Annotated in this window: 13 protein-coding genes; 1 reads left to right on the forward strand and 12 read right to left on the reverse strand. The window is 38.7% G+C overall.

What is annotated here, in order from left to right:
- Window positions 1–42: 42 nt before the first annotated feature.
- From PQ456_RS18765 to def, 5 genes are all read right to left on the reverse strand, one after another.
- Window positions 43–945 carry a carbohydrate ABC transporter permease gene (locus PQ456_RS18765; RefSeq protein ID WP_273613617.1) on the reverse strand — a complete coding sequence of 301 codons (903 nt, stop codon included), beginning with the start codon at window positions 943–945 and terminating at the stop codon, window positions 43–45.
- 31 nt (window positions 946–976) lie between these two features.
- A complete protein-coding gene (locus tag PQ456_RS18770; protein WP_273613618.1) occupies window positions 977–1,957 on the reverse strand; it encodes an ABC transporter permease in 981 nt (326 codons plus the stop codon).
- Between the two features lie 255 nt (window positions 1,958–2,212).
- Window positions 2,213–3,748 carry a response regulator transcription factor gene (locus PQ456_RS18775; RefSeq protein ID WP_273613619.1) on the reverse strand — a complete coding sequence of 512 codons (1,536 nt, stop codon included), beginning with the start codon at window positions 3,746–3,748 and terminating at the stop codon, window positions 2,213–2,215.
- Window positions 3,748–5,553: a sensor histidine kinase gene (locus PQ456_RS18780; RefSeq protein WP_273613620.1), complete on the reverse strand. Its 1,806-nt coding sequence runs from the start codon at window positions 5,551–5,553 to the stop codon at window positions 3,748–3,750. The genes PQ456_RS18775 and PQ456_RS18780 overlap by 1 nt, the downstream gene beginning before the upstream one ends.
- A 257-nt stretch (window positions 5,554–5,810) precedes the next feature.
- Window positions 5,811–6,386, reverse strand: coding sequence for a peptide deformylase (gene def / locus PQ456_RS18785; RefSeq protein WP_273613621.1), 576 nt, complete (start codon window positions 6,384–6,386; stop codon window positions 5,811–5,813).
- A gap of 324 nt (window positions 6,387–6,710) precedes the next feature.
- On the opposite strand from def, the gene PQ456_RS18790 reads away from it, so the two are divergent.
- Entirely contained in the window at window positions 6,711–7,178 is a 468-nt protein-coding gene (locus tag PQ456_RS18790) for a MarR family winged helix-turn-helix transcriptional regulator (RefSeq protein ID WP_273613622.1), read from the forward strand.
- Between the two features lie 79 nt (window positions 7,179–7,257).
- On the opposite strand, the gene PQ456_RS18795 is transcribed toward PQ456_RS18790, so the two are convergent.
- The 7 genes from PQ456_RS18795 to PQ456_RS18825 all read right to left on the reverse strand — a co-directional run bounded on the left by PQ456_RS18795 (window position 7,258) and on the right by PQ456_RS18825 (window position 12,486).
- Window positions 7,258–7,575, reverse strand: a complete 318-nt coding sequence (locus PQ456_RS18795; RefSeq protein ID WP_204827062.1) for a thioredoxin family protein — start codon at window positions 7,573–7,575, stop codon at window positions 7,258–7,260.
- Window positions 7,576–7,721: 146 nt separating this feature from the next.
- Window positions 7,722–8,495 (reverse strand): alpha/beta hydrolase, encoded by a 774-nt coding sequence (locus PQ456_RS18800; protein WP_273613623.1) that lies wholly within the window; start codon window positions 8,493–8,495, stop codon window positions 7,722–7,724.
- 134 nt (window positions 8,496–8,629) lie between these two features.
- Entirely contained in the window at window positions 8,630–9,403 is a 774-nt protein-coding gene (locus PQ456_RS18805; RefSeq protein ID WP_273613624.1) for a ZIP family metal transporter, read from the reverse strand.
- Between the two features lie 121 nt (window positions 9,404–9,524).
- A complete protein-coding gene (locus tag PQ456_RS18810; RefSeq protein ID WP_273613625.1) occupies window positions 9,525–10,433 on the reverse strand; it encodes an aldo/keto reductase in 909 nt (302 codons plus the stop codon).
- Window positions 10,434–10,510: 77 nt separating this feature from the next.
- Window positions 10,511–10,714, reverse strand: coding sequence for a YwbE family protein (locus PQ456_RS18815; RefSeq protein ID WP_273613626.1), 204 nt, complete (start codon window positions 10,712–10,714; stop codon window positions 10,511–10,513).
- A 111-nt stretch (window positions 10,715–10,825) separates the two neighbouring features.
- On the reverse strand, window positions 10,826–11,089 hold the full coding sequence (locus PQ456_RS18820) for a YqkE family protein (protein WP_273613627.1): 264 nt from the start codon (window positions 11,087–11,089) through the stop codon (window positions 10,826–10,828).
- A 68-nt stretch (window positions 11,090–11,157) separates the two neighbouring features.
- Window positions 11,158–12,486 carry a hemolysin family protein gene (locus PQ456_RS18825; RefSeq protein WP_273613628.1) on the reverse strand — a complete coding sequence of 443 codons (1,329 nt, stop codon included), beginning with the start codon at window positions 12,484–12,486 and terminating at the stop codon, window positions 11,158–11,160.
- Window positions 12,487–12,590 lie beyond the last annotated feature (104 nt).

The raw sequence follows: 12,590 nt of genomic DNA on the forward strand, positions 1-12,590 counted from the left end.
TAAGTATATGCTAAGGTGGTGACACACCACCCGATAGCTATATTAAGCTTTCACTGCACCTAGCGTCATACCGCTGACAAAATACTTTTGCAAAAACGGATATACGATAAGAATCGGTAATGTAACGACAATCGTAATCGCCATTCGAATCGATTCTGGAGAAATACTTGCCATCTGCTTCGCCATATCGTTCGCATTCACAGCACCACTTTGCTGTGTACTTTGTTGCAATACTTTCATCAACTCATATTGTAGCGTGGTCCATTCAGGACTGCTGGCGTTATACAAATACGTATCAAACCAAGAGTTCCATTGTCCAACTGCTAAGAATAAAGCGATCGTTGCAAGTACAGGCTTACAGAGTGGTAAAATAACTTTCCAATAAATTGTGAAATCATTCGCTCCATCAAGCTTCGCTGATTCTTGCAAAGCATACGGTAAGCCATCAATAAAGGAACGGATAATGAATACGTTAAATGCACTCACGATTCCTGGTAAAACGTAGACCCAGAATGTTCCGATCAAGTGTAGATCTCTCATTAACAAGAACGTTGGAACCAATCCAGCAGTAACATACATGGTTAATGCTAAGAATGTTGAAATAAATTTACGAGCTTGAAAATCGACTCTACTCAATGTGAAGGCTAGCATTGAAGCACTAAGCAGTCCAAGTACTGTCCCAATTACTGTTCTTAATACTGAAATCCATGCTCCAGTTAACAGTCCTTGATATTGAAAAATAGTGGCATAGTTCTCTAATGTAAATGCTCTTGGAAAAATATGAATACCGCCTCGAACTGTATCTGTCGATTGGTTAAGTGAAATCGCAAGTACGTTCAAGAAAGGATATAACGTTACTACAAGTACCATTAACATCACGATCGTATTACAAATATCAAATATTTTATCGCCTCTGGTCGCATTAAAAGCTTTGTTTGCTGCCATGGTCGCCCGCCTCCTTTTGAATACAGATTATTTACATAATGCTTTCTTTGGTTGTTTTCTTGAAAATTCCATTAGCTGTAAACAACAAGATAATACTAATCACCGAGTTGAAAATACTAATAGCCGTACCGTATGAATAACGGTTCATTTCCAATCCATATTTCAACGCGTACAAATCAAGCACTTGTGAATAATCCTGCACCAAATTGTTACCGAGCAAGAATTGCTTCTCAAAACCGATACTCACCAAATGTCCGATCGACATAATCAACAGCACGGTAATCGTGGTACGCATACCTGGAAGTGTAATATGCCACATTTGGCGAAAACGTCCAGCACCGTCTACACGAGAAGCTTCATACTGTTCCTGGTCAATACCTGTGATCGCTGCCAGATAGATAATGGTATTCCAACCCATCTCTTTCCAAATATCTGAAGCGGTTACAATTCCCCAGAACCATTTCCCTTGAGCCATAAATTGAATCGGCTGATCGATAATATGCATCGATACTAATAGTTCGTTGACTATACCACCATCAGTCGATAACGATTTCGTTACAATACCTGCTACAACAACCCATGATACAAAGTGAGGAAGATACGAAACGGTCTGTACCGTTCTTTTGAAAAACATGCCTTTGACTTCATTCAGCAAAATGGCAAAAATAACAGGAACAACAAATCCAAAAATCAGACCCATAAAACTCATTGCCAGCGTATTACGCAGAGCTAAGTAAAATTGTTGATCTGCGAATAAGGCTGTAAATTGATCGAATCCAACCCACTTCTGATCAAAAAACGATTTGGCTGGTTTAAAATTCTGGAATGCCATTGTCCAGCCCCACAAAGGAACATAACTAAAAATGAAAGCCCAGATTACAAACGGTAGTGACATCAGATAAAGATAGCGCTGCTGTTTAAATACTTTCCAGAAGCCACCGCCTCTTTTGATCGTTGTTTTGGATACTCGCTCTCCCTTATTAGAAGAAGCACGCTTGGTTGTTGTGTCCATAATACAGTCCACCCTCCTATAATCGATCATTCATCCCTTACGGGTTCCGCTTCTTCATCCCTATTGTCATACGACTCAGGGGTATATACCGATTATAAAAGAAAGCGCTTTCTATTTATACCTTCTAAATTATACATAAAATCATATAAAAATTAGATATCGCTTACATTTGGTTCTTCAAAGTCAAATTTTTACCTGATTGTGGGATTATAAGCGGTAATAGTCCACGCAAATCATTGTACTTTTTTTACTGATTTACACATCATCATTTTGTTGATCCCGGTAGGCAGACGGCGAAATTCCTGTATACTTTTTGAATTTGCTATGAAAATAATCTACATTCGCATATCCAACTTGAGAAGCGACTTTGTGTACTTTCATTCCTTGTGCCAACAACGATTTGGCTTGCTCTAACCGTACCTGATCTAGAAAATGGTTAAAGGATTCGCCTGTGTGTGTTTTGAACATTTTGCCAAGATACGCACTATTGTAATTAAATATTTCCGCTAATAATTCAAGCTTGAGGTTATCGCTATAATTGCGCTGAATAAAATCGGTCATCTGCTTCATTACTGATTCATGTGTGCCATGATTGATCGACTGTAACAATTTTTCTAATCGGCTTACTACTAATGTAATCATCTGTCTGGTAGTCGATACAGCGTACAATTCAGGGATTAGAGACAGACATTGTTGCACAGCGGCACCAGAACCCGGTACACTTGCTGGCAAGCGGCTAAGAGCCAGTGATAACACATGCGAACAAAGACTTTTCACTTCACGTTCAGATAATCCAGCTTTCCATGAAATATCACATAATTCTTCCAGCACTCGCTCAGCGGCAGCCACATTACGAATATCGACAGCATAATACAGACGGTCTGACCATTCTCCTGCCAAAGGAACGTCAGCAAGTGGCTCAGTGGTAGCTCGATCTACAGCAAGTTCTGTCGACATGACACCATGATCATCACACCAGAAGCGTTGTGCAATCAATGTGGATGCTTCTTCATAGATCAAGCGAAGGTCTTCAAGGTCTGTTACTACATGACTTGCAGCTAGATACATTTCAGGTTCATCGTGTAACCATGACCAGATGTGTTCTTTCAATTGGATTAATTCATGATGTTGCATATACGCTTGCTCTGTCAGCAAACCGATATATGGACCTGCACGAAATACAATACGATGATAAGCGTCATTCGAGTATTCAGCCAACTTTTGCATTTGAGTAAAAAAGTTTACTTTTTCATCGCCTTGCACATGACTACATTCGATCAAAATCAATTGGTAACGTTCCCAATGTAACTGAAGCGAAGTTGCACTTTGATGTTGTGATGATGAAGATACTAATAATTGTTCGACTTTTTCAGATAATGGAGTCTCTGGAATATGGATAATCATATCTTGTTGCTCCCGATGAAGAGATCCATGTACACGACGTAGTTCATCTTGCATTTCATCTTCATCTACAGGTTTGAGTAAATATCCATCAACTCCAAATCCTAATGCTTTGCGTGCATATTCAAAATCAGCATGTCCGCTTAAAATTAAAAAATGCGCTTGCTGGTGTTGCTCACGAATGTGTTCAATCACTTCCAGTCCACTCATTCCCGGCATACGAATATCCATAATTGTTAGATCCGGTTTCCAGCGCTCAAACTTTTGAATTGCATCTCTTCCATTTACCGCAGCATCAACAACTTCAAATCCAATCTCATTCCAATTAATAATCGTTTTTAGTCCTTCACGAATCGAGGGTTCATCATCTACGATCATCACTTTAAACATTATTTATTGCCCCCTGACATTAATTGATCGGTTGTGGCTGGTATTTTAAATGAAATTTGAGTTCCTTCCCCAAGCATACTGGATATATGAAGCCCATACGCTGCACCGTACGACAAAATCAATCGCTGATGTACATTGCGTAATCCAATACGATCTCCTTCCTGACTTTCATTGACTTGGAGTGAATTTTTTACCCATTGCAAACGTTCCTCTGCTATCCCTGCTCCATTATCGATAACATCTATCATGACATCTTGTTCAATCCGTAATGTACGAATAATAATCAATCCACCATTTTCCCGACTTTCCAGACCATGAATAATCGCATTTTCTACTAAAGGCTGAATAATTAACGGTGGAATCGATATTTCTTTTGTTTGAGGATCGATAAGCAATTCATAATTTAAGCGATCACCAAAACGAAACTTTTGAATTTCCAAATACGATTTAATTAATTCCATTTCGCCTTGTAAAGTTGTATTTTTCATACCGATTTCTAAATTATTACGAATCAATTTACCCAGCAAACGCACAATATACGCAATCTCTTGTTCACCTCGAATATGAGCTTTCATCCGTATCGATTCTAGAGCATTAAATAGAAAGTGAGGATTGATTTGACTGGCTAACATTTTAAAGCTGATTTCTTTTTGACTCACTTCCAAGCGAGTATTGCGCTCATTCGATTCATATACTTGATCCATTAAAGTTCGTATACTCACGACCATATCGTTGAATTTTCGTGAAAGCTGTCCAATCTCATCAGCTCCTGCAATATGGGAAACGACTTTTAGATCGCCTGTTCCTACTTTGTTCATCTGACGACTTAGACCGGATAAGCGGCGTGTAATCAAGTGTGAGATCAAGTATAAAAATAATAATCCAGTACAGAGAATCAATATTAGTAATCCGGTACCAATCAGAATAATACGATTCGAATCCCGAACTATACTTTCATTAGCAAATACAGAGATGATTTTTAACCCGTTATCACTGCTATCAGGCATCACTTCATCCACTACAATATTCGAAAGCTGTCCTTTTACATCACGTTCATAGATTCCTTTGCCTTGTAGATCGGAGCTTATGCCTAGCTCTGGATCACCCAACTGTTTGCCGATTAAAGTGACATCTTTGGCAGCGACTACATAACCGCTATGATCCAAAATCATTGTCTCAAATGGTTCTGCACTCAAAATTGAATTAAGATAGGACTGGCTGAGTTCAATAACGAGTACACCATTTGTCGTATAATCGGTAAAGTTGATTTTGCGCACCAGACTGAGTTTTTTAGTTTCACTAATTTCGATATCATTGCGGTAAATCCAATTGATCTTGCGACTATTGATCGCCGTCTGATACCATTTGCTATCACGTACTTCATTACTGACTTTCATAAATTCCAAATTATTCTGAATAGTGTTGTTAGTGGTGTAAAATCGGATTGCTGATATTTCAGAGTACAAACGCAGATATTCTTGAAATTCCTGATAATTGTGATAAGCGACAACCAGATCATATACTTTGGTATAGCGTGTGTTGACCACATCACTTAGTCTGGAATCAAATAGTAGCTTGTTAGATATATCAATAGGTACACGCAACATAGTATCCATTTGATTTTTGACACGCTCTACATTATTGGTGGTCTGCTCAATCGCATTATCCAGAGCCGATTGTCTAAAATAATCTACTACGACCCCACCAATCCCCAGTACAGGAAGCGCGACAATAAAGATATACGCAAAAATCAATTTATTTTTAATTTTTACATTATTCATACGCTCAATCAACGGCTTCCACATGACTCCCCCTACTTTCTACACCATTTGTTTGCCGTTTTGGATAAAACGCTTACAGAAATCAGAATAATATAACATAAAATCTAGTTTTTGTTTATTCTATTTATCATATCACAAACCAATTTGAAAAGACTGCCTTCACAACAGCAGTCTTTTCGCCGATATCATTAATAGCTTAGTATATTAACAATATCAATCCATTTTCATCCATAATATCCATTTGATATGATTCAACCGTCCGCTATAGCTGTAATGAATAGTTACAGTGGACGAATAAACTCAACCTCTGGCAAACGGCTTGGATCTTTTTTATTGATATGATCATAGAACATTACACCGTTCAAATGATCTAATTCATGCTGAATGACGACAGCTTCAAACCCTTTTAGTTTCAATGTAAAAGGCTTCCCGTCAGGTGTAAATGCTTTAATCGTTATTTTCTCATACCGTGGTACGAATCCTTCTACATCACGGTCAACTGACAAACATCCCTCTCCGTGCTCCAGATAGACCATTGCTGTGGAATGACTAACTAATTTGGGATTGCAAAACACATATTCAAGTTGCCGATCTTGGTCATTAGTAAAGTAGACTACAAACACTCTTCCATCCCAACCAACCTGATTAGCTGATAATCCTATTCCTGGACGCAAACCATATTTCTCAGCTAATTTCTCATCTTGCGATTTTTTCAAAAAATCCATCATTCGATTCGCACGTGTACGATCTTCATCAGATAACGGTAATTTCACAGGTTCCGCTACTTTTCGCAAAATCGGATCACCTTCACGCACAATCTCGTCCATCGTCACAAAAGAAAGTGAAGAATTATTCAATGTATAGAGCCACCTTTATATTTGTCATAGATTGGAATTCACACAAAGTGATAGTCAAATCACATTATTTTAGATTTAATTATAAAAAATGTTCAATTTTACGTCAATGATAACGTTTACTTGTCTCAATCTGTCGAATTTGCATTGACGATAGTATGGTAACAAATTACTATAATGTTAAGGAAGTTTTAAGAATGATCGAAATCTTAGTATCTTTTTCACATTTACTTTCGTTTTTTACTGTTAATTGTAGTTGTATAGTGCAGTATACAATGATAGTTAACTAAGAGTTTTATTTATATATATCGAAGGAGGATTTACAATTTGGAAACGTCTAATGAACTTCTCAAAAGCTATTTAACACTTGTGGATCGTATGCCACGTATTATGGAGCTCCCTACCTTAATGCGACAACTCAAGTCCAATGCTACAGAAGTGTATATCCTGCACTTTTTGTTAGCAAACGGCAGTCAATATGGTACAGACATTGTCCGGGCAACAGGTCTGACTACCAGTGCCGTTACACAGATCTGCGATAAGTTAGGACAAGAAGAGTTGATTGAACGTACACGATCCGATCAAGATCGTCGGTATGTGAGTATTTCGATTACCCGTAAAGGGGAAGAAGCACTAGATGGAATGTACAAAATCATGTCTAATAAATTAGTTGAAAGTATTCGTGGGCTTAGTGATGATGAGGCACATGAATTACTAGGACATTTCAGAAGTGTAGAACATTTAATTATGAAGCGTAAAGATTTGACGGTAAACGAATTATCTGTAAAAAGTTAAGACATTGCTGTTGTAGTATCCTGTTGTATATAAAAAACGTCCGAATGGAATATATTCCATCCGGGCGTTTTTATTTATATTACTCTACTGTTGCTAAATATTCAGCAACTTGCGTAGGTGTTTTAGCAAATTTACTGTGCAAATGAGCTATTTTTTCACCATTACGATATACAAGCAAGCTTGGAATTCCTCTTACTTCATTTTGCTCAGCCAAATCTTGAAACTTTTCTGCATCCATCGCAAAGAACTGTTTGTCATTGTTCTTTTCGATAATATCCACCATAAAACGGTCAAGCGTTTTGCAATCCGGGCACCAGTTTGTATCAAATTTGATCACAGTAAGGTCGTTACCATTAATCAAATTGCGGTATTGATCTTCCGATTCTATTCTTTCCATTAGGAAGTGATCCTCCTTTAAATGATGATTCAATTAGCAACAATACAAAATATAATCTCTTAATATGAAGATGTTGCTATCTTTATTATCTGCTCTTTATTGTAATTTAGCAACAATGTAGTGTATAAAGTGTATTAAAATGCTTATTATTTCAACAAACCGACTGTTTTTTGATCAAATAACCAGCCCATCAGATCAGGAAAACGCTGATAAAACGTTTCAGGATCATGATCGTCACCTTCGATTCGTTCAAAATAGAAATGAGATTCTGCCAGATTATTCATCAAAATACCTACCGCTTCATCTGTGCACGTCTGTATCAACCGCTGACGATTTGCTTTACCTAATCCTTCTAGATTACCGATATCCATATAGATACGCAGATCAGGAGATAGATGCTGACGTTCTCTCATAAATTCAATAAATCCTTCATACCAGAGCGAAGCCGACATAATTCCAATTCTGCCAAACACATGTGGATAGACATAGGCGGCAAATAAAGACACCAGACCACCCAAAGACTTGCCTACAATGCCTGTCATTTCAGGTCGACTATCTGTATAAAAGTTCTGATCGATCCATGGCTTAATCTCATGAGCAATCAGATTCAAATACTCGGTCGCCCGTCCGCCAAAATCTCCATGACCCAATCCTGGATAAAGAGCACGTGCATACCACGGTGTATATTCAACTAAAGGATCATACGCAGCTATCCCGACTAGAATTAATTCCGGTAAAGTACCTGCAGCAAAGCGTTGTTCTAAATTATATAAAGTTCCGTTCAATACCAGATCAAATACATCTCCGCCATCATGAACATAGACGACTGGTAACGGATACGATGCTTTATCATAAGAAGGTGGCAAATAAATCAGCAAGTCTCGACCTGCATACATTTTGGTAAAAAGTGTTCCTCGCATACGACTCTCTCCCCCTACTGATAATCATTATCAATTAGTATACCAAATGATCGAGAAGATGACAAAAAAAGCTTATCGATGTTATGTACACCGAATAAGCTCCTTTTCAAACACAGATATCGATTGATATTTACTTATGATCCGATACTTAACAACAATGCAGTCAGTAATCCAAGTGAAGCGATCAACCCTACTAACGGGCCGCCATCTTCATACGCTTCCGGCATCATCGTTGAACAGATCATCGCTATAATACCACCACCGGCAAAAGCACCAATTCCTGCTTTGATCTCATCTGGCAATAATTCTAAGAATAGATACCCTGCCATCGAAGCCAGAGCAGAGATCACCAGAACAACAGCCCACATGCCAAAAATTTTGCCACGTGAATAATGACTTTGCTTCAACCCTACCGTACTGGACAATCCTTCAGGAATATTGCTGACAAAAATAGAAATAACCAATACCAGACTTACACCCTGACCTGCAAGCAAACTTGCTCCGATCATAATCGATTCAGGAATAGCATCCATCACCGTACCTGCAAATATACCAAGTCCACTTTGACTGCCGCCACCCTTTTCTTTAGAGGATGAATTAGAAGAAGACGAGTCTTCCTTGCTCATATAGGAACGTTTACGGTTCGCTCCCCCTTTACGGGATATGTATAGATCAAATGCAGTGTATACAATCGCACCCACCATAAAGCCTATACCTGTTGCCCAGATGCCTCCATCTTCTACTGCATCTGATAACAATTCAAAAGCAACCGCTCCGATAAGCGTCCCTGTACCAAAAGCCATAATCCAGCCAATAATCTTCTTGGGCATATTGAAAAACATAGCAATCAAAGCTCCTAATAAAACAGCAGAGCCTGCTATCGCACCCCACATTAACGCATTCCACATATTTATTCTCCTCTCACTACACTGTCTTATTATTAACCCAAAATAAGAACTTTAGACCGATGTGAGCATAAAAAAATAGAATAAATGAATTTAATGCGAATATGAACGCTTTTTCATATCATTAACGGTGTTGTGTATACTGGTTAGCAGCCCGAATAGAACGGATCATTTGCACTTCATCATCTGTTAATGCTGGTGATGAAGCGGCTTCTACATTTTCACGTAATTGTTGTGATGAACTTGCTCCTGCGGCTAGTACTGCTACTGCTGGATGAGCAAGTACATATTGAATAGCAGTCTGGGAAAGGCTTCTATTAGCCTGTGTAAGAGGTTCTAATTGCTGGCGCAGACTAATAACATCTTCACCGCTAATATCCAGATAACCCTTCTGTGCTTTGTCTTCACGTCCATCTGCTAAAGCACCACTTGCTACAGCACCACGTACAATAGAACTGATCCCTTTTTGTGTTAATAACGGTAATACTTCTTCTTCAGGACGACGATCTAGAATACTGTACTGGCTCATTACACTGACAATATGCGAACGATCTACATATTCACGAATCACATTAGGACGAATCGAAGAAATACCGTATTCTCGAATCAGCCCTTCTCTTTTTAATTGTGCAAAAGCTTCGATCGTTTCGTCAATATTGTCATCCATTGTACCGCCATGCAGTTGATACAGATCAATATAATCGGTCTGTAAGCGTCGTAAGCTTTCTTTGATCGCTTCCATAATATGAGCTTTGGATGGATTCCATACTAATCCGTCTTGACCTTCTACACGAGTATTACCTACTTTGCTAGCGATAATCACATCACTGCGGCGACCTTTGATCGCTTTACCAATCAATTCTTCATTGTGCCCGTTATCATAAATATCTGCTGTATCCAAAAAGTTAATCCCCAGATCCAGCGCTTCATGTAGCAACGGAATCACTTTGCTCTCGTCTGTTCCTAGAGACATACAACCCAGTCCAATTTCACCGACGATTAAATCTGATGTACCCAGTCTATTCTTTTTCATGATTGATCATCCTTTCACGATATCGATCTGATCTTTCTTTTACTTATTGGTATAGCCGTAATACTACATATTAAACATTACACGTTGCTATTAATAATATGTTTTACCCGTCCTACGTCTCCTGATTGAAGGCGTACTTTGATTCCATGTGGATGATTGGGTGAATTGGTTAAGATATCTTTGACAATTCCTCTTGTTAATTTGCCTGTGCGTTGATCTTGTTTGAGTACAATATCGACTTCGATTCCTGCTTTAATATTCGCGCGTGTCTGACCACTCATTTATAATTCCCACTTTCTATATTTAACATGTATAACAAATGCCGATAAGGCACTCCTACGAGCACAATACCGGCATTTGGATCATTGATATATACGTTGTAGCTAACAGATTTATTTGAATTTTTTCCAGTCTTGTTTGGTGTTTTCGAGCAAATATTCAAAATCGTTATCACGACGTTTTTGTTCTGCTTTGCGAGCATCGTCTGCTTCTTGTTGTTGTTTTTCTTTGCGTTGTTGCTCTTCTGCTTTGAGCTCGGTTGCTTGCGCTTTGAGCTTATCTAATACATCAGCACTTAGCATGTCTTTGAGTGTAGCTGGTCGATCTTGTGCTGGTGTGGCTGTCGGTCTTGCAGATGCTCTATTTTTCTTAGCCATCTATAATCACCTCTTTTACTATACGAACTTGTTATAGTATACCATCGTTACGGAATAGACGAAAATGATTACTCTTGCTCCTCTTCTTCATCTTCTTCAAACGTAGTCACTTCAATTTCTTTAATATGACGGTTTTCCATACGGGTTACGGTAAATTCATATTCTTCGACCCGTACCGATTCACCTTCATGAATATTAAATTTCTGCGCCCAGATCCATCCACCAATCGTATACGCTTCTCCAGCTTCGATATCCGTTCCTAGACGACGATTCACTTCATGAATCAATGCAAGTGGTTGTAGACGATAATGCTTGTCTCCTAGCTTATGAATCGCTGGAGTAGCAGCAGGCTCAATATCCGATTTGGAAGGAATATCGCCCACAATTTCTTCTAAAATATCTTCCAATGTCACCATACCTGCTGTTCCACCATACTCATCTAGCAAAACCGCCATATGAATATTTTGCTTTTGCATTTGCCCTAATAATTCACGAGCAGGCACAGTCTCTATCAATTGCAAGACAGGCTTGATAAAAGGCGCAATCGGATCAGTAGGTGTATGCGGATGACTCACAGCATCACGCAATACTTCTTTGACATTGAGCAATCCAATAATCCGGTCTTTATCTCCATCCAGAGCGACAGGAATCAAGCTGTATGGCTCTTCTTTCACCAGCTCATAGAAGTCTGCTAATTTCGCTTCATGCCCGATATACTTCATCTCTGTACGTGGAACCATAATCTCGCTACCGACTAATTCATCAAATTCAAACACATTATTCAAATAACGATATTCTGTCGGTGTAATATTACCGCTTTTGAATCCTTCCGATAGAGCAAATCGTAACTCTGCTTCACTCTGTGCGGCATCTTGTTCAGAGATAGGCTTTACTCCGAATAATCCCGTAATCAGACGTGCTGAACGGCTCAGTACCCAGTTAAATGGATACGTAATCCGGTAAAAAATCATCATCGGACGAGCAAAAAATAATGCCATCGGTTCAGCCAGTTGAATAGCGAACGATTTGGGAACCAGTTCTCCGATCAACACTTCGAAATAAGTCAATAACAAAAAGGCGATAATAAATGATATGACCGATTCTAATCCTGCTGGAACATGAACCCAGACAAAGATCGGATGAAGTAATTCTTCTATCGTCGATTCTCCTAACCAACCCAGTGCTAGTGATGTGAGCGTTGTTCCTAACTGACAAGCTGATAAAAACTCATCCAATTTGGAAATAATATTCTGAACAGCAACTGCATTTTTGTTACCTTCATCAGCCAGTTGATTGATCTTGGAAATACGTACACGAATAATCGAATACTCAGATGCTACAAAAAAGGCTGTTAATAAAATCAGTACAATAACCAATATCAAATTCAAAAATTCCATACCTTGCTCCCCTTTGCGTGATCTATCTATTTGCTCACTAAAAGTATGTATAGATGTACACATATGAAATACATTACCCATTTTTGACTGCTATGCTTTGATTC

This window comes from Paenibacillus kyungheensis, from assembly GCF_028606985.1.
Taxonomy (GTDB): domain Bacteria; phylum Bacillota; class Bacilli; order Paenibacillales; family Paenibacillaceae; genus Saccharibacillus; species Saccharibacillus kyungheensis.